Source organism: Chryseobacterium sp. SNU WT5, from assembly GCF_007362475.1.
In the GTDB taxonomy this organism is placed as follows: domain Bacteria; phylum Bacteroidota; class Bacteroidia; order Flavobacteriales; family Weeksellaceae; genus Kaistella.
Genome location: NZ_CP041687.1, coordinates 1,932,570 through 1,950,504, shown reverse-complemented (window position 1 = coordinate 1,950,504; position 17,935 = coordinate 1,932,570). Strand labels below are relative to the sequence as shown.

The 17,935-nt window shown below is 35.5% G+C and carries 15 protein-coding genes; 2 read left to right on the top strand and 13 right to left on the bottom strand.

Features of this window, described 5'->3' with window-relative positions:
• Positions 1-7: 7 nt before the first annotated feature.
• From FNJ88_RS09260 to FNJ88_RS09245, 4 genes are all read right to left on the bottom strand, one after another.
• Positions 8-2,293, bottom strand: a complete 2,286-nt coding sequence (locus FNJ88_RS09260; RefSeq protein WP_143852854.1) for an NADP-dependent malic enzyme — start codon at positions 2,291-2,293, stop codon at positions 8-10.
• Between the two features lie 78 nt (positions 2,294-2,371).
• On the bottom strand, positions 2,372-3,232 hold the full coding sequence (locus FNJ88_RS09255) for a BadF/BadG/BcrA/BcrD ATPase family protein (RefSeq protein ID WP_143852853.1): 861 nt from the start codon (positions 3,230-3,232) through the stop codon (positions 2,372-2,374).
• 146 nt (positions 3,233-3,378) lie between these two features.
• Complete coding sequence (locus FNJ88_RS09250; RefSeq protein WP_143852852.1) at positions 3,379-3,630, bottom strand: NifU family protein; 252 nt, start codon at positions 3,628-3,630, stop codon at positions 3,379-3,381.
• A gap of 50 nt (positions 3,631-3,680) precedes the next feature.
• Positions 3,681-4,787, bottom strand: a complete 1,107-nt coding sequence (locus FNJ88_RS09245) for an Mrp/NBP35 family ATP-binding protein (protein WP_143852851.1) — start codon at positions 4,785-4,787, stop codon at positions 3,681-3,683.
• A 268-nt stretch (positions 4,788-5,055) separates the two neighbouring features.
• On the opposite strand from FNJ88_RS09245, the gene FNJ88_RS09240 reads away from it, so the two are divergent.
• On the top strand, positions 5,056-7,497 hold the full coding sequence (locus FNJ88_RS09240) for a TonB-dependent receptor plug domain-containing protein (protein WP_143852850.1): 2,442 nt from the start codon (positions 5,056-5,058) through the stop codon (positions 7,495-7,497).
• A gap of 468 nt (positions 7,498-7,965) precedes the next feature.
• Here the strand turns inward: FNJ88_RS09240 and FNJ88_RS09235 are convergent, their stop codons facing one another.
• The 4 genes from FNJ88_RS09235 to FNJ88_RS09220 form a co-directional block, all read right to left on the bottom strand.
• The gene (locus FNJ88_RS09235; RefSeq protein ID WP_143852849.1) at positions 7,966-9,216 is read right to left on the bottom strand and encodes a dicarboxylate/amino acid:cation symporter; all 1,251 of its coding nucleotides are present in this window, start codon (positions 9,214-9,216) and stop codon (positions 7,966-7,968) included.
• Positions 9,217-9,513: 297 nt separating this feature from the next.
• Positions 9,514-9,933, bottom strand: a complete 420-nt coding sequence (locus FNJ88_RS09230) for an SH3 domain-containing protein (RefSeq protein WP_143852848.1) — start codon at positions 9,931-9,933, stop codon at positions 9,514-9,516.
• A 5-nt stretch (positions 9,934-9,938) separates the two neighbouring features.
• Positions 9,939-10,418: a BON domain-containing protein gene (locus tag FNJ88_RS09225; protein WP_143852847.1), complete on the bottom strand. Its 480-nt coding sequence runs from the start codon at positions 10,416-10,418 to the stop codon at positions 9,939-9,941.
• A gap of 162 nt (positions 10,419-10,580) precedes the next feature.
• The gene (locus tag FNJ88_RS09220) at positions 10,581-11,195 is read right to left on the bottom strand and encodes an alpha-ketoglutarate-dependent dioxygenase AlkB family protein (protein WP_143852846.1); all 615 of its coding nucleotides are present in this window, start codon (positions 11,193-11,195) and stop codon (positions 10,581-10,583) included.
• Positions 11,196-11,257: 62 nt separating this feature from the next.
• On the opposite strand from FNJ88_RS09220, the gene FNJ88_RS09215 reads away from it, so the two are divergent.
• A complete protein-coding gene (locus FNJ88_RS09215) occupies positions 11,258-13,114 on the top strand; it encodes a CocE/NonD family hydrolase (RefSeq protein ID WP_143852845.1) in 1,857 nt (618 codons plus the stop codon).
• 15 nt (positions 13,115-13,129) lie between these two features.
• Here the strand turns inward: FNJ88_RS09215 and FNJ88_RS09210 are convergent, their stop codons facing one another.
• The 5 genes from FNJ88_RS09210 to smpB all read right to left on the bottom strand — a co-directional run bounded on the left by FNJ88_RS09210 (position 13,130) and on the right by smpB (position 17,791).
• Positions 13,130-14,101 carry a glycosyltransferase family protein gene (locus tag FNJ88_RS09210; RefSeq protein WP_143852844.1) on the bottom strand — a complete coding sequence of 324 codons (972 nt, stop codon included), beginning with the start codon at positions 14,099-14,101 and terminating at the stop codon, positions 13,130-13,132.
• On the bottom strand, positions 14,101-14,925 hold the full coding sequence (locus FNJ88_RS09205) for a UDP-2,3-diacylglucosamine diphosphatase (RefSeq protein ID WP_143852843.1): 825 nt from the start codon (positions 14,923-14,925) through the stop codon (positions 14,101-14,103). The genes FNJ88_RS09210 and FNJ88_RS09205 overlap by 1 nt, the downstream gene beginning before the upstream one ends.
• Before the next feature lie 57 nt (positions 14,926-14,982).
• Positions 14,983-15,723, bottom strand: coding sequence for a YebC/PmpR family DNA-binding transcriptional regulator (locus tag FNJ88_RS09200; protein WP_143852842.1), 741 nt, complete (start codon positions 15,721-15,723; stop codon positions 14,983-14,985).
• Positions 15,724-15,821: 98 nt separating this feature from the next.
• A complete protein-coding gene (locus FNJ88_RS09195; protein WP_143852841.1) occupies positions 15,822-17,255 on the bottom strand; it encodes an OmpA family protein in 1,434 nt (477 codons plus the stop codon).
• A gap of 77 nt (positions 17,256-17,332) precedes the next feature.
• On the bottom strand, positions 17,333-17,791 hold the full coding sequence (smpB, locus tag FNJ88_RS09190) for an SsrA-binding protein SmpB (protein WP_143852840.1): 459 nt from the start codon (positions 17,789-17,791) through the stop codon (positions 17,333-17,335).
• Positions 17,792-17,935: the final 144 nt, after the last annotated feature.

The window sequence follows — 17,935 nt, the reverse complement described above, 5'->3', positions numbered from 1 at the left end:
GATCGAATTAGCCGTTCTCTCTTCTTTGCGCATCTAAGACCGCAATTGTCGCTAAATTTACGATCTCATCTACGCTTGCGCGCATTTGTAAAACGTGAACTGGTTTTTTAAGACCCATTAAAATAGGACCAACTACTTGCGCTACTTTTAGACCTCTGATTATTTTATACGAAATATTCGCACTCTCCAGATTTGGAAAAACAAAAACATTTGCTGGGGTGGTCCCTAATTTTGAAAATGGATAATCGGATAGATGATCACTATTTAAAGCAAAGTCTGGTTGAATTTCACCATCAACAATCATTTTGGGATATTTCTCATGCAAAATAGATACTGCTTTGGCTACCTTTTTTGAAGTTTCTGATATTCCTGCAAAGTTTTCAAAAGATAACATCGCAATTCTAGGCTCAATAGCAAAAGTCTTCACGGTAAGTTCAGACATTCTCGCAATATTCACCAAATCTTCTGAGGTGGGGTTTTGATTAATAGACGTATCTGCAAAAAATAAAGGCTTCTTTTCCGTCATGATCATCATCATGGATGAGATTTTGTCTACTCCTTTTTCCTTTTCAATAATTTTTAAAATAGGCTTAAGTGTAGAAGAATAATTTTTTGAGAACCCTACAATTAATGCATCGGTATCACCATGCTGCAACATCAGCGGACCAAAGTAATCTCTCTGGCGCACATATCTCTTGGCTTTGTACTCGTTCATTCCTTTCCTCTGACGAAGCTTCCAAAGCGTCTCGCGATATTGTATACGCTTCTCTTCCTGCTCATCACCCGACGGATCTACAATAGGAACATTGAGCTCAATACCGAATTTCTTCATTTGTTCCTGAACATATTTCTTCTCGCCCAATAAGATTGGATGAGCAATACCTTCTTCATAAAGAATCTGTGCTGCTTTTAACACATTGTACTCTTCTGCATTACCCAGGGTTACTCTTTTCGGATTAGATCGAGCTCTGTTCTGCATCATACGGATGAGTTTCTCATCACGACCCATTCTGTCCAGCAAACCATTTTCATAGTCTTCGAAATTCTCAATTGGTTTTCCGGCGATCCCACTTTCCATGGCAGCTTTTGCTACTGCAATTGAAACTTTTGTAATCAAACGATTATCAAATGGTTTTGGAATAAAGTATTCTCTGGAAAAATTAAGATTCTTTAAATTATAGGCCAAAATTACTGCCTCTGGAACGGGTTCTTTAGCAAGAGCTGCAATTGCACGCACAGCCGCAAGTTTCATCTCTTCATTAATTCCTGTTGCCTGCACATCAAGTGCTCCGCGGAAAATATAAGGGAACCCTAATACATTATTTACCTGATTAGGATAATCACTTCTTCCTGTTGCCATGATCGTGTCTTTTCTGGTCTCCATCGCCAAATCATATTCGATTTCTGGATCAGGATTTGCTAAGCCGAAAACAATAGGATTAGCACTCATTGATAGCAACATTTCTGGGGTCATCACATTTCCTTTGGACAAACCAATGAAAACATCTGCCCCTTTCAATGCATCCGCCAACGTTTCAAGTTCAGTTTCAACAACGAAATCCAATTTCTCGGGAGTTAAATTGTCACGGTGATGATTGATGACTCCTTTGGAATCACACATCAAAATATTTTCTTTTTTAAGACCTAGCTCAACATATAAATTGGTACATGCAATGGCTGCTGCTCCAGCACCATTTACGACCATTTTAATGGTATCAATCTTCTTACCTGCGATTTCCAGCGCATTTAATAATGCTGCTGCAGAAATAATCGCAGTACCATGTTGGTCGTCATGCATTAAAGGGATATTGAGTTCTTCCTTCAGTCTTTTTTCAATATAAAAAGCCTCTGGAGCTTTGATATCCTCTAAATTAATCCCACCAAATGTTGGCGCAATTCCTTTAACAATTTCTATAAATTTATCGGGGTCCTTTTCATCAATTTCAATATCAAAAACATTGATATCAGCAAAAATCTTAAATAAAAGTCCTTTGCCTTCCATTACAGGTTTTGATGCTTCTGCTCCAATATCTCCCAACCCTAAAACTGCGGTTCCGTTTGAAATTACTGCTACTAAATTACCTTTCCCCGTATATTCGTAGGCTAGTTTAGGATCTTTTTCAATAGCTAAACATGGTATTGCAACACCAGGCGAGTAGGCTAATGATAAATCTCTTTGTGACGAGTGAGGTTTTGAAGGAATTACTTCAATTTTACCTTTAGGATCACTTCTATGATAATCAAGCGCCGCCTGATTAAAGTTTTTTTCGTCTCTTTTATTTTTACTGGCCATAAACTAAGAATTTATAAGAAGAAATGAAGGTCTAAATCTTCATCTTTCTAAATATTTAATAAAATTTTTATCACTGAATTAAATAAGATTCAGTATATATTTTTTGTGGTAATCCACTAAGCTTTCAATAGGTTTTTGTACTACTTTTCCTATCTTTAAATTAAGCTCTGCTGCGGCCGCCCGCAATATATCTTCATAAATGTAAGCAATGTAACCTATGAAGTTAATTTCAACTTCATGCGCTTCCGGATAAGGCAAAACTTGATAGTCAAGGAAATTTTTCATTTCATCGAATACCATATTTTGAAAGTAAGGATGATTTTTTCGTTCTGAAATAAATCGATTATACTCGCCTAAGTAGGCATTAGCACGTGGATTATGATACATGTTTTTAATCGCTTCTTCTATGGTAAGATTATACTTACTGATGAATTCCCGCTCCAAATCCACTGGAAGCTTTTTCATAAAAAAACGTCTGAGCAAATGCTTCCCTAAAGCACTCCCACTTCCCTCATCACCAATAAGAAAACCTAGTGACGGTAAATCAATTCTAATTTTTTCACCATCGAAAAAGCAAGAATTAGAGCCTGTTCCTAAAATGCAGACCATTCCTGGCTTTCCGTTATACGCAGCATATGCGGCGGCAGTCATATCCTCTTTTATATAAATTTCTGCTTGTGGAAATGTTTGTACAAACTCATGCTCAATTTTTTTTGCATTCGCTGCTGTACCACAACCAGAACCATAAAAAAATAATTTTTCGATATGACTTTTTAAAAAGTAGAGCTCCTCATTTTTATCAATTTCCTGTTTGATAAAATCCGTATTGATAATATTGGGATTAAAACCCAGGGTTGTGGTCTTTAAATGTGGATTACCTGAATTATCAAGGATCACCCAATCACATTTTGTAGAACCGCCGTCTATTATGGCAATCATATCATTTTCGTTTAATCCGCTAAAATATTAATTTAAATTCAATCCTATTTCTATTTTGAGAAATAATTGAAATAACAGCGTTTTTAAAGTGCTAATAAAAAAAACGGACGAAAGTCCGTTCTATTATAAACATTACATCTTTTCATTTATTCCACTGCCACCACTTCTAAAATTTCCGGGGCAAATTGTTTTACTGTATTTTCGACCCCTAATTTCATGGTAGAAAAACTCATAGGGCAACCATTACAGTTTCCAATTAATTTCACTAACACTTTATGCTCCTGCACATCAATGAGTTCAATATCTCCTCCATCTTTATTTAAAAACGGACGAATACTTTCCAAAGCATTTAAAACCTTGGTCACTGTTTCTTCGTGTTTCAAATCTTTATTTGTCATATCTGAACTCTAATCCAAAATAATTCTGGATAATTATAAACTTTAATAAATTATTTACTCTTTGGCGAACATCCAGCCATGGTGGTAATCTTCACTGCTTCAGTCGGGGGAAGACTTTTATTTCTTTCTACCAAACTTTCAATCATATTCTGCGTTGTCTTCTTATAAATCTCGGCAATTTTAGAACCTTCCTGTAGCGAAGCTGGTCTGCCAACATCACCTGATTCACGGATACTTTGAATTAAAGGAATCTCTCCCAAAACAGGAATTCCTAAATCTTCAGCCAGATATTGAGCACCTTGATTTCCAAAAATATAATATTTGTTATCCGGTAATTCCTCAGGAGTAAAGTACGACATATTCTCTACCAGTCCTAGCACCGGAATATTGATACTTTCCATCTGGAACATTGCAATTCCTTTTCTAACATCTGCTAAAGCTACATGCTGCGGCGTACTTACAATTATCGCTCCTGTAACGGGAACCTCTTGTATGATTGATAAGTGGATATCTCCTGTTCCTGGAGGCAAATCTACCAAAAGAAAATCCAACTCGCCCCAATCTGCATCTCTAATCATTTGATTTAAGGCTTTTGAAGCCATTGGACCACGCCATACTACCGCTTGGTTAGCACCCGAAAAATAGCCTATCGACAACATTTTGACTCCGTAATTTTCAACAGGTTTCATCAAACTTTTACCGTCTACTTCTACTGAGATTGGTTTTGCCCCTTCCGTATCGAACATTGTTGGAATAGAAGGTCCATAAATATCAGCATCTAAAACTCCTACTTTGAACCCCATATTTGCGAGGGTAACTGCGATATTTGCAGCAACTGTAGATTTCCCTACGCCTCCTTTACCAGAAGCAATCGCAATAATATTTTGAATTCCTTTGATTTGTTTTCCTTTGATTTGATTTTGCTGAACTTCAGAAGGCTCTGGAGAAGCAATTTTCAACTTCAGCACTATTTCTTCCCCAAACTCGGAAGCAAAAGCCTGTTTCATCGCTGCTTCTAGCTTTTTCTTTTCATGCATGGCTGGTGAATGCGCAGTCATATCAATATATACATCATTTCCCATTACCTGGAAGTTGTGCACTAAATCATCTACTTCTATTTCTTTCAGAAATGCCTGAACTTTTTCTTTCGTCAACATAATCGTTTTATAATAAATTGATGGTCAAATTTACGGATTTTTTTGTTATTTAGAATAATTAAACTTTATGATAAATGTTTGATTACCTCGCGACTAATTTTGTAAAAGTATGAGGTAATGAATTTAAATTGAAATAATCGTTATCGTCCACAAACAACCAAACAATTACACAAACACTACATATTATTACAATTTATTGAATATTTTAAATTAAAAGTAGCTAAAACATTAGAATTTTATATTTACATTTGGTTTAAAATAAAAACCAATGAAAAAAATCGTTTTAGCACTAATTCTTTGTGTGTGTACCTTAACTTACGCTCAGAATACCCAAAAAGATTCGGACACTCTTTCTGTACAAGGTATAGATGAGATCACGGTTACGGGCAGCCGAAATAAAAAAAGAACAGCAATTGACACGCCGGTTCCTGTCGATATGATTGATGTTAAACAAATCAGTCAAGCCACTGGACAGGTAGATGTGAATCAACTATTACAGTTTGCAGCTCCATCTTTTAATTCAAATAAACAATCGGGCTCTGATGGTTCTGACGCAGTTGATCCAGCCACTTTACGTGGATTAGGGCCAGACCAGACTTTGGTTTTATTAAACGGAAAAAGATATCATCAATCCTCACTGGTCAATTTATTTGGTACCAAAGGGCGCGGAAACTCGGGCACCGATATGAATACAATTCCTTTGGACGCAATTAAACGGATAGAAGTCTTACGGGACGGAGCCTCTGCTCAATATGGCTCGGATGCGATTGCTGGTGTTATCAATGTGATATTAAATGACCGGAAACAAGGTTTTGAAGCCAAAGCATTCTACGGAGTGAATTTATTTAGAAGTCCTGATGGTGGTAATGACGTAGTATCTGATAAAAAATTGGATGGGCAGACATTTGATTTCAGTGGTAATTACGGGACTAAGATTGGTGGCAAAGGTGGCTTTATTAATATTACAGGTGAAGTTCTTTCTAAAGGTTATGCATTTCGAAATGCTAATCCCACACTTTATACCGCTCCAAGACAGCGGTTCGGTGATGCAAAATCCAACAATTATTACCTTTTTTATAATGCAGAAGTTCCTTTAACGGAGAAAACTGACTTCTACTCTTTTGGAGGATATTCTTACCGAAACACAGATGCTTACGCATGGACAAGAGAGGCAGATGCAGATGGAAATATTCCTTCGATTTATCCTAACGGTTTTAATCCTATTGAAAATACAATGATAAAAGATTTCAATTTTAATAACGGCTTAAAATTCAAAGCTGCAAATTGGGATGTAGATCTTTACAATGCATTCGGAAGTAATCAATTCCTGTATGACATCAAAAATACTGTAAATGCTACTTTGGGAGCGAATTCCAAAACAAATTTTAATGCTGGTGGACACTCCTTATTGCAAAATACCACAGGCTTTAACGCCTCAAAAGGTTTTGAAGTTCTGGAAGGATTAAATATCGCGTTTGGATCAGAATTTCGATATGAGCAATTTAAAATCATTAAAGGAGAAGAACAATCTTATGCTTCTTACGATATTAATGGCAATATAGTAACTGCTTTAACTCCAATTGGTTTATTGGTTACAAATCCTATCTCAGGAGACGTGAGACCAGGAGGATCACAAGGTTTCCCGGGTTACTCTCTTGCCGTAAATCAAAATAGAAATAATTTTGCAGCTTATCTGGATACAGAACTTGACATTACGAAATCATGGATGGTCAGCGCAGCAGGTAGATTTGAAAATTATAGCGATTTCGGAAGTACAATCAATGGAAAACTGGCAACAAGGATCAAAATAACAGATCAACTTGCGCTTCGTGGATCATTTTCAAGTGGTTTTAGAGCACCTTCTTTGGTTCAGAAATTCTATGGCTTAAATTTCACTAATTTCCAAGGTGGCAATCTTGTAACCATTCAATTGGCGTCTAACGACAGCGATTTGGCAAAGGCAGCACAAATACCACAACTAAAACAGGAAAAATCATTGAACGGCAGTGCCGGGATAACCTTCAATTCCAGTAAATTTACAGCTACCCTTGATGGTTACTACGTTCGGGTAAAAGACCGGATAGTGTTAACAGGAAATTTCGACCAAAGCGATAGTCAGATAGGACAAGATTTAATTGACGCAAAAGTAGATCAGGCTCAATTTTTCGCCAATGCAATTGATACCAAAACCTTGGGATTAGATGTTATTTTAACTTATACAGAAAATATCGGAAGCGGTAAATTGACTTCTAGTTTTGCTGCTAACTTTAATGACATGGAAATTACGTCCGTAAATACCCCGGCAAATCTAACGGGTAAGGAAGAAATTTTCTTAAGTCCCCGGGAAAGAGCTTTTATTTTGGCATCTGCTCCTAAGAATAAATTTAATCTAAGTTTAAATTATAAAATAAATAATTTTAATATCAATCTGCAGGAAGTAAGATTTGATAAAGTTGCTTTAATTGGTTACAATGGACCCGATGATTATCAATTTTATGATGCACGATTAACAACTGATCTTTCCTTCGGATATGATTTTACCAAAAAATTAAACTTTACGATAGGGTCGAAAAATCTGTTTAACCGGTATCCGACGATGCAAAAAATAGCTGTTTCAGATGGAAATACAGAATCTGGTGGTATTTTTGATCCGGTACAAATGGGTTTCTTGGGAAGACAAATCTTTACAAGGTTGAATTATACTTTCTAAATAAACTCACTACCTATAATAAAAACCATTGCCTTAATGCAGTGGTTTTTTCTTTACTCAATATATTGTAAATAATGACTTTGTTTAAATTCCTACTCACAATCAAAAAACATCTAAAATCAAAATTTCAGTAGTATAATTCGCATTAAAAAAAACATTCCTAAGCGATTGTAGGATTAATTCAAAAAAAAGTGTATTAATCTGTAAACGGGTAATTTGTTACTTTTTTTATAGAAGCACCGGTGGGAAACTGAAACATCTTTAAAATCTTTCGCTACTAAAACAACTTCCACTTTGGAACATCATTTAATGAAAACTGAAGAGTCAATGAGAGCAGGAAAACAAACATTTAAACAAAGACAAAATCCCGAAAATCCGGGATTTTGTCTTTTAGTAATTTACGAACATCAAAATATTAACTTAAATATATTTATCAAAATTTAATGAATGATCCCGGTTAGAATTTTATTATAAATCCCCACCATGATTGTCGAGTTGGCCTTCCCACTTGGAAACTGCAGATGTTGCCAAAGCATTACCCAAAACATTGGTCATACTTCTTCCCATATCACAGAAATGATCAATTGGTAAAATCAGTGCAATACCTTCAGGTGGAATCCCAAACATGGTACAAGTTGCTACAATGATCACTAAACTTGCTCTCGGAACACCTGCAATTCCTTTGGATGTTAACATTAAAACCAAAAGCATGATCACCTGTTGTCCTAAAGTCATATCGATTCCATAAATCTGCGCAATAAAGATCGCTGCAAACGTCATATACATCATACTTCCATCAAGGTTAAAGGAGTATCCTAATGGTAAAATAAACGACACAATTCTATTGTTACATCCGAATCTTTCGAGCTCCTCTACCAGTTTAGGGAAAACTGCTTCTGAGCTTGTAGTAGAAAACGCGATGAGTAAAGGCTCTTTTATCCTTCTCAATAATTCGAATAGACGATTTCCTAAAATCATGTATCCAACAATACAAAGCACCAACCATAGAACTGCCAAGGCAAAAAAGAAATCTCTGAGGTATATTGCGTATACTTTGAAAATGTCGAATCCATTGGTGGCAACTACTGCCGCGATCGCACCTAAGACTCCTAATGGCGCAAACCACATGATGTATCCTACCATTTTTAAGATGGCATGAGCACAAATATCCAGGGCTTTTACAATAGGTTTGGTATATTCCTCACCCATATTGGCAAGAGCTATCCCAAACATAATTGAAAATACTACAATCTGTAAAACTTCATTGGTTGCAAAAGCCTCAAATAAACTTTTAGGAATAATATGTTTCACAAATTCTTCCAATGATAATCCCTGACTGCTTGCAACAACTTCTACTGCTGCATCTGCTGCCGGCTTGTCTAACTGCATCACCAATCCTGGCTCTAACCAGTTTACAAAAGCCAATCCTATCATTAAAGATACCAGTGACGCGGTGATAAACCACAGCATCGCTTTGGTTCCTACTCTACCGATCATTTTGATATCGCTCATCTTGGCAATTCCCACTACTAAAGTTGTAAATACCAGCGGTGCGATAATCATCTGAACTAATCGGATAAAAATAGTTCCTAACAGTTTAATGTTTTTTGAAAATCCTTCGGAACTTTCAGGATATTGGGTATGGACTACACCGCCCATAACAACACCTATAATAAGCGCAATAATAATGGCGATGAACAGTTTGTTTTGACCTTTCATGAGAATTTTTTATTGTAAGATTTACAAATATATGTTTTTTTGTTAAAAACTGATTCAGATTTCGTGATTTGGACAAACGGTCCCCCTACTCTTACTTTATATTTTTCATTGAATTTCAACACGATCTTCCATTTTGTACTCAATTTTTTTGTTTAAGTTTCCATATGGCAGAGAAAATGAAGATAATTGAAATGATCCTAACACGAAATAATGCTAGGTCTTATCACTTATCTGCGATGGCTACAAACAAAAATAACCTCTGGATAATCAGAGGTTATTTTTTAGGTAAGTTTCAAATTACGCTTGCAAATATCTTGCGTAAGCATAACCTTCTTCTCCATCAGCAGTTTTTACTTTCCACCACTCTTCAGAAGTCTGCTCTACTAAAGTCACCGACTCTCCTTTTGCAGCTTTACCAACTACTGCAGCTTCTGTAGAAGGTTCTTGTCTGATATTAAGGTTAGAAGACTCTGTATTCACTTTCAAAGAAGCACCAGCTGCAAGTCCAGCAACTTGTACATCTACGTTAATATCTGAAGCTGAATAAGTAGAATCGATTGCTCCTAAAGCATTCCATACTGCGTCTTTAGCAGAAGAAGAACTTGCTTTTCCGGAAACATATAAAATCCCATCCTGTTCTGAAACCTGAAGATTTGAAACTCCCGAAGACTGGGCTGCAGAAATTACACTTGCGTATTTATCTTGTAATGCACTCATTTTGATTATTTTACAGTATAGTTATAATTTACTTTTCCAACTTGCAAAGCATCGACAGACATTTTAATGTTTCTAGCTTGTGCAGGTGACACATTTCCGGTTAAAGTTAGTTCACCATTTATTACTTCAGCTTTTACTGAAGGGAAATCTTTAAGAGCATCGGTTACTTTCTGAACATTTGCGGGATCAACTGCTGCAGTAGTTTCTACAACAACTGGCTCAGCGATGGTTGACATATCGTGAACATCTTTTACTCCTGGAATTGCTTTCAGAGAAGCAATCATTGCGTCTTTTGAAGCTTTATCTGCAAAAGTTCCGCTTAGATGAGCTTGACCATCTTTCACTTCCACAGAAGCATTGGGATTAGAGGTCACTACTGTTGTAGCTTGTGTTTGAAGTTCTGCATCAGAAACTTTCTTTTTACAAGCGATAGAACCGAAAGACACTGCAAGTGCCAATGTTGCCATTGCGATTGTTTTTTTCATAGTAAAGTTATTTTATGTTAAAAATTATACTCAAAATTAATAATAAATAGTGTGCCGTTTGTTTAATTCATGCTAAAGTTTTCTTAAATTTAAGCAAAAACAGGCCTGTTTTTATAACTAACCTCAAGACTTAATCAAATATAGTGAATTTTGAACAAGTCACTAATCATGATTCTCAATCATACGGAAAGTAAGATTTATACGTGGTGAAGAAATTTTTTTGCTAGCTGGAAGCCGATGCAACCAAAATGTCTGGGTTTGGTCCTTCATCACCAATAAACTTCCGTTGTGGAGATCAATGTCTATTCTTTCTTTATTTGTTTTATGTTTAAATGAAAATTTTCGCTCTGCACCAAAACTTAAGGAGGCAATCGCACCATTTTTCTTTAAATCTTTCTCTGCATCACTATGGTAAGCCATTCCTTCACTACCATCATGATAAAGATTCAACAAACAGGAGTTAAACTGCTCGCCAGTTTTCTTTTCTACAATTTCTTTCAATTCCAAAAGTTCTTTGGTCCACGGAAGTGCGGTTTTTGTTAACTTCGAATAAGTATATTGAAAATTCTTGTCTCCATACCAAGCTACCTTTCTTTTGGTTATGATCCGTTTACCAAATATTACCGCCTCATCATTTTTCCATTCTATCTTGTCTAACAGTTTCTCAAAGTAATCATCAGCTCTACCTTTGCCAAATATTTTACCAAAATAATTAACAGTTCCATCTTGGGGCAATAGATTAATTGTAGGAGCATCCGTATTTTCGAAGAGATTCATAACTTATTATTGGTTCAGTAATTATAGTAAATTAATTCTTACATTCGTTTAAAATTATTTTTATGAAAAAAACATTCCAACTTTTGTTGCTTTTATTTTTTGTTTTTTCGTTTGCGCAAAAGCAACCTGACAATTCTTTTGTAAAGGAAAATTTCATCAAGAAAGAACTTTACATTCCAATGCGTGATGGAGTAAAATTATTTACGTCAATCTATATCCCTAAAGACATTTCCAAATCAAAGAAATATCCTTTTTTAATGCAGCGAACATGCTACAGTGTCGCTCCATATGGTGAAGAGGTCTATAGACCTTCTTTAGGACCCAATAAATACTTAATGAATGATAAATATATTTTTGTTTACCAAGATGTTCGGGGAAGATATATGAGTGAGGGAACTTTCACGAATATGACTCCACAAGTCCAACATAAAACGAAAAAAGATGTGGATGAAAGTACGGACACCTATGATACGATTGACTGGCTGATTAAAAATATCAGTAACAATAATGGAAAAATTGGACAATACGGAACTTCCTATCCAGGATTTTATACGGCAGCCGGCACCATTTCCGAACATCCCGCATTAGTAGCTTCTTCACCTCAAGCTCCTATTTCTGATTTTTGGAATGATGATTTTCTTCATAATGGAAGGTTTATGCTGGGTTACTTTAGAACGTTCCCTGTCTTTGGAGTTCAAAAAACAAAAGCTGAAAATAAAGCTTGGTACATGGATACTTTTGTTAAACAAACCTCTGAAGATGGTCTTAAATTTTACAGAGATATGGGGACTTTAAAAGATGGATACGAGAAATACTACAAAGACAATTTCTTTATGACTGAAATTATGAACCATCCCAATTACGATGAATTTTGGCAAAAGCGTAGTTTATTACCTCATCTTAAAAATATAAATCATGCCGTAATGACTGTTGGCGGCTGGTTTGACGCAGAAGATCTATCTGGCCCGCTCAACATTTACAAGACGATTGAGAAAACGAGTCCAAAAGCTAAAAACACCATTGTAATGGGTCCTTTTTCTCATGGGGCTTGGTCTAGAGAGCCAGGCAAGCAATTTCATAACGAGATTTTTTTTGGTGATAGCATTTCGACTTATTATCAAACAAAGTTAGAAACTCCCTTTTTTAAACATTATTTAAAAGGAGACGCTAAAGTTGATGCAGGTTTACCAGAAGCAACCATGTTTGACACCGGGAAAATGGAATGGAAAGAATTCTCTGTTTATCCACCAAACAACACCCAGAAACTGTCTCTTTACTTAGCAGATGGAACATTAAGAAATCAGTCATCAAAAAATATTTCGGAATATTACAGTGATCCAAATAATCCTGTGTTGAGTTCAGCAAATTTGAAAGATTTTAATGGGTTTACTCCCCGAAATTACATGAGTGAGGATCAAAGATTTGCAGAAGGCCGTCCTGATGTATTAACTTTTACAACAGAATTATTAACCGAGGAGCTCACCCTAACTGGAGAGATCTTAGCCAAGTTAAATATTTCCTCGACTTCTACAGATGCTGATTTTGTAGTAAAATTAATTGACATATATCCTGAAGATTTCGTCCCGAAAGAAAAAAAAGAAGGAATAGTTTACGGAAATTACCATCAAATGGTAAGAAGTGAAATTATGCCTGCAAGATTTAGAAATTCAAGAGAAAAGGGGGAAGCACTGGTTCCAAATCAAAAAACTTCCGTTGCTGTTAAATTACAAGATGTTCTTCACACTTTCAAAAAAGGCCATAAGATCCAAATTCAAATCGCCAGTTCTTGGTTTCCTCTGTTTGCAATAAATCCGCAAAAATTTATGGAAAATCCAAACTTTGCTACTAAAGATGATTACACCAAAGCGTTTATCAAGATTTTTGGTGATAGCTCCATTGAAGTGAATGTCCTAAAATAATATAAAAAGTCTCAATTAAAAAGTTAATACTTCGTTTAGCAGTATTTCTTCAATAACATTTGGGTAGTTTACTTTAATATCAAAATCAGTAGCTACCCATTTCATGATATCCTCATCGTTCAATGTCTTAGAGTTAGGTATTCCTAATTGGTCTAGAGCACAAGCATTACATTCCTGTTCATATTGATTGCGGATCGGAATCACAAATAACTTCTTTTCCATAAATAGCGCCTCAGCCGGAGTTTCGAAACCAGCACTGCATAAGATTCCTTCGCAATTTTCAAAATATTCTAAATATCTAATTTCATCGATAGGAAAAATCTCCACATTCCCTTCTTTCAGATGTAAACTGTTGTTTTTTGTAAACACTTTCCATTCCACGGGAATTTTTTTTAAAACGTGCATGATGTTTTCATTCGAAAAACTTGGTAAATAAACCATATAATATCCTCTCTTAGTGGGATAGAGATCTCTTATTTTTCCCCTAATGACAGGCTTTTTTATCTGAACATGATAATTTTCAAAATGAAAACCGATTTTTCGAACGCAAGGAACGTAATTATTCAACACAAGTTCACCAAGAAAATTTTTAGTCTTGGGTTTAGGTGTTTCTTTAAAGCCGAAAGATGCCTGATGACTTAATTCAATAATTGGGACTGAATTAAACCTCGAGGCCCAACCTGTCAAAGGTTCAAAATCATTAATGATTAAATCATATTGCGAAAGATCAATATCCATTATATTTTTTGCAGCTTCAAAAAAATTGTTTTCCAAAAAAGTTTTGCGGTATGATAAACCACCCGCTTTGTTGTAAAGCAATGATACTCCTTTATACTTAAAATCAACAGTAAAGTTAGATTTCAGTTGAGATTGGTGACCACTGATCAAAGTGTCAACTTGCACATGTTTTTTAAGAATAGGAACAATTTCCTGTGCTCTGGCGACATGTCCATTTCCTGTGCCCTGGAATGCATATAAAACTTTCATTATGAAAAATTTGTTACAATTTTCATCAGCTCTATTTGACTAATTTCCGGAAACTCTGTAGATACGTCCTCTTTTAATAAATGCTTATGCTCCTCATAGTAGAAAATGCTCCATTTCTTCTGGTGGTACTCCAATGCCGATAAATTCTCAACCCAATCACCAGAGTTAAGGTATACACAAGATCCTTTCTTGGTAACAACTTCTCTAATCTGCGGTTGATGAATATGACCACAAACGACATAATTGTAACCGTTATCAATCGCCAGTTCTGCCGCAGTTAATTCAAAATCTCCGATAAACTTCACTGCATTCTTAACGCTATTCTTAATTTTTTTAGAAAAGGAATACTTTTCTCTACCCATTTTAACCAATAACCAATTCGTCAGATTATTGATCATAATTAGAAGATCATATCCTTTTCCACCAAGTTTAGCAATCCACTTCGAATGTTGGACGGATGCATCAAATACGTCACCATGAAAGATCCAGGTCTTCTTGTTATCAAGATTAAGACAGATCTTATTGCAGACCTGAAGATTACCTATTTCAAAATCGGTAAACTTTCGAAACATTTCATCATGATTCCCTGTTATATAATAAATATCTGTTTCTGTACTCGCAAAAGAAAGGATCTTCCTTATTATTTTCAGATGTGATTTGGGAAAATAGGATTTTTTAAAATTCCAAATGTCGAAGATATCGCCATTTAGAATTAAAGTTTTAGGCTCAATTGAATTGAGATACTGCAATAACTCTTTTGCCTTACACCCGTAAGTTCCCAGGTGAACATCAGAGATAACTACCAAATCAACGTTTCTTTTCATAGTTTACTGCAAAGAAAGCATTTCTATGTAAACTATTTATTAACGTTATATGATGATTTAAATAAGTTCCAGCAGCTCTTCTGTAATCTCCATATTATGGTAAACATTCTGAACATCATCATCTTCTTCAAATCGATCCAGCATCTTCATATTACTTTTGAACTGATCAGCCGTAACTTCTTTTGTATTATTGGGAATCCTCTGTACTTCGGCACTTTTAGGCTCAATACCAAGTTCTTCCAACTTATGTGAAAGTGTTCCAAAATCTTCGAAAGCGGTCGTAATAAAAACCTCTACTTCATCATGATCGATATCTTCTGCACCACCATCTATCATTTCCATTTCAAAATCATCCCAATCAAGTTTGATAAGAGATTTATCTAGTGAGAAAATTCCTTTTCTATCAAAGATAAAAGCAAGTTCCCCATTTTTACCGAGGTTACCATCAAATTTATTAAAAATTGCACGTACGTTGGCTACCGTTCTTGTGGGATTATTTGTAGTACACTCTACAAAAAATGCAACCCCGCCTTGTCCATAACCTTCGTAGGTGATTTCTTCGTAATGTTCTGCATCAACACCGCTCGCCTTTTTAATTGCACGCTCGACGTTATCTTTGGGCATATTGGCTCCCTTTGCGTTCTGGATACATCTTCTTAAACCTGGATTTGTATCAGGATCTGGTCCACCTGACTTAACAGCAAGTGCTATATCCTTACCAATTTTTGAAAATGTTTTAGCCATTTTATCCCATCTGGCCATTTTAGAAGCTTTTCTATATTCAAATGCTCTTCCCATATATACTGTGAATTAATAAGTACAAAAATACAAATTTGTTAACAAAAAAACACCCTCAAATTGAGGGTGTTTAAATATTCAGAATAATAATTAATTAATTATTTTCTTTTTTTAGTTGTTGTTTTTTTAGCAGCTTTTTTAACTTCAACGTCGTGCTTTTTGAAAGTAGCCCATTCTGTTGCGTCTTCAATAGCTCTTACTACAACTTTTCTATCTTGTTGTCTTTCTGAGTTAGAAGCAGTTTCTGGAACTACAGCTTTCGCTTCTCCAACTCCGATTGATTTAAGTGCAGTAGCATCAACACCTCTTGAATCTAAAGCAGTAACTACAGCAGCAGCTCTTCTTCTAGATAAGTCTAAGTTATAAGCCTCAGCACCTTTTTTATCAGTTTGACCTTCTAGTAAGTAATTACCTCCGTCAGTTTTGATAAGCGTTGCAGCAGCGTCTAATCTTGCACCTGATTCAGCAGTGATTGTAGATTTGTCGAAATCGAAATAAATATTTTTCAATTCTCCTTCTACTTCAGTAGCAGTAACAGATTTAGGTTTAGGACAACCATTGTATTGAGCAAGACCGAAAACGGTAGGACAAGCATCATCTTTGTCTAATACTCCGTCTCCGTCAGTATCTGGCCAAGGACAACCATTGTTTTCAGCTGGACCTGCAACATCTACACAAGCATCGTCTTTATCAACAACACCGTCTCCGTCAGTATCTGGCCAAGGACATCCGTTGTTTTCAACTGGACCTGCAACATCTGGACATTGATCATCAATGTCAGGAATTCCGTCTCCATCAGTATCTGGACAACCTTGGAATTCTGCTAAACCTGGAGTATCTGGACATCTGTCATCTTTATCTAAGATTCCATCTTTATCTTTGTCAGTATTTCCAAATCTAAATAATAATGAAGCAGATGCTTGCCAAAAGTTAGCAGCTGTTGATTTATCAGTTGGCGTAGATACGTAATCACCTTGAATACCTAAACCGAAGTTTTTAGTAATCCAGAAATTAGATCCTAGACCTGTTGCTAAAGCAAAGTGGTCAGCACCAATGTTTGTACCATCAGATTTCACTGCGTTAGCTTGACCTGTATAATCATGTCTCAAGTAGTTTGCACCAACTCTTACATATGGATCAAACCAAGATTCTTCATTCCAAAATCCATTGGCTTTCAATTGAAGACCTAAACCAGTCATTAGGAAAAATTCTTTTCCCATACCTAATTTTTTGTTATCAACATTCCCTACGGAAGTTTGCCAGTCTAGAACTAAAAACTTGCTTAAGTTTCTAGCAACTGTTAATTTTGAAAGTGGAGGTGTAATTGTAAAATTGTTAATGTTGTACAATTGACCTTGATCAGTTCCACCGACAGCTGTTGAGAGTACATTCCCAGCATTACCTCCACCGGCAACGTGATTTACTCCATGAGCACCAACACCGATTAACCACGGGTTGCTGGTAGTCTGAGCGAAAACAGTAGAGCCTATAGTAAGAGCTAATACTGAAATTCCTAATTTTAGATTTTTCATAGAATTAAATGATTAAATAATTGATAATGCAAAATAAATATAAATTTTCTTTATAAACAAAGATTTGTCTTCTTTTTTTAACTTTTCTTTAATATTCTGTCGAGATTTCGTTTGTTTTCTCTGTCTTTGATACCCTCCCTTTTATCGAAAAGTTTTTTACCTCTACCGAGTGCAATAAGGATTTTTGCTTTCCCCTTTTCATTAATATATAACTTTAAAGGAATGATTGTATTCCCAACATCTTTGAGTTTTTTTTCAAACTTCTGCAATTCTCTTTTGTGCAACAACAATTTCCGTTCCCTTTTTGTTTTGTGATTATAAAAAGTTCCTAATTTATACTCATCAATCATCATATTGATAATATATAACTCCCCATCAATAAACTGGCAAAAGGATTCGGTGATGCTTGCTTTAGAAGACCTCAATGATTTAATCTCTGTGCCGGTAAGTACCATGCCTGCTTCGATCTCTTCTGAAATTTCATATTCAAAACGAGCTCGTTTATTAAAAATTGCGATTGATTTTTCAATCTTCATAATCTTTGGATTTAAATAATTTCGGAAATGTTAAATATTATATAATTTTAACAAGACACTTTAAAATTTTGGGAGTAGAAATTTGGAAAAAGCAACCAATCGGTAAATCTAGGTCGATTTAATAGATACTCGTAAACCCAATTT

Coding starts and splice junctions, on each gene's coding strand:
- FNJ88_RS09260 (WP_143852854.1), bottom strand. CDS start 2,293: ATGGCCAGTAAAAATAAAAGAGACGAAAAAAACTTTAATCAGGCGGCG.
- FNJ88_RS09255 (WP_143852853.1), bottom strand. CDS start 3,232: ATGATTGCCATAATAGACGGCGGTTCTACAAAATGTGATTGGGTGATC.
- FNJ88_RS09250 (WP_143852852.1), bottom strand. CDS start 3,630: ATGACAAATAAAGATTTGAAACACGAAGAAACAGTGACCAAGGTTTTA.
- FNJ88_RS09245 (WP_143852851.1), bottom strand. CDS start 4,787: ATGTTGACGAAAGAAAAAGTTCAGGCATTTCTGAAAGAAATAGAAGTA.
- FNJ88_RS09240 (WP_143852850.1), top strand. CDS start 5,056: ATGAAAAAAATCGTTTTAGCACTAATTCTTTGTGTGTGTACCTTAACT.
- FNJ88_RS09235 (WP_143852849.1), bottom strand. CDS start 9,216: ATGAAAGGTCAAAACAAACTGTTCATCGCCATTATTATTGCGCTTATT.
- FNJ88_RS09230 (WP_143852848.1), bottom strand. CDS start 9,933: ATGAGTGCATTACAAGATAAATACGCAAGTGTAATTTCTGCAGCCCAG.
- FNJ88_RS09225 (WP_143852847.1), bottom strand. CDS start 10,418: ATGAAAAAAACAATCGCAATGGCAACATTGGCACTTGCAGTGTCTTTC.
- FNJ88_RS09220 (WP_143852846.1), bottom strand. CDS start 11,195: ATGAATCTCTTCGAAAATACGGATGCTCCTACAATTAATCTATTGCCC.
- FNJ88_RS09215 (WP_143852845.1), top strand. CDS start 11,258: ATGAAAAAAACATTCCAACTTTTGTTGCTTTTATTTTTTGTTTTTTCG.
- FNJ88_RS09210 (WP_143852844.1), bottom strand. CDS start 14,101: ATGAAAGTTTTATATGCATTCCAGGGCACAGGAAATGGACATGTCGCC.
- FNJ88_RS09205 (WP_143852843.1), bottom strand. CDS start 14,925: ATGAAAAGAAACGTTGATTTGGTAGTTATCTCTGATGTTCACCTGGGA.
- FNJ88_RS09200 (WP_143852842.1), bottom strand. CDS start 15,723: ATGGGAAGAGCATTTGAATATAGAAAAGCTTCTAAAATGGCCAGATGG.
- FNJ88_RS09195 (WP_143852841.1), bottom strand. CDS start 17,255: ATGAAAAATCTAAAATTAGGAATTTCAGTATTAGCTCTTACTATAGGC.
- smpB (WP_143852840.1), bottom strand. CDS start 17,791: ATGAAGATTGAAAAATCAATCGCAATTTTTAATAAACGAGCTCGTTTT.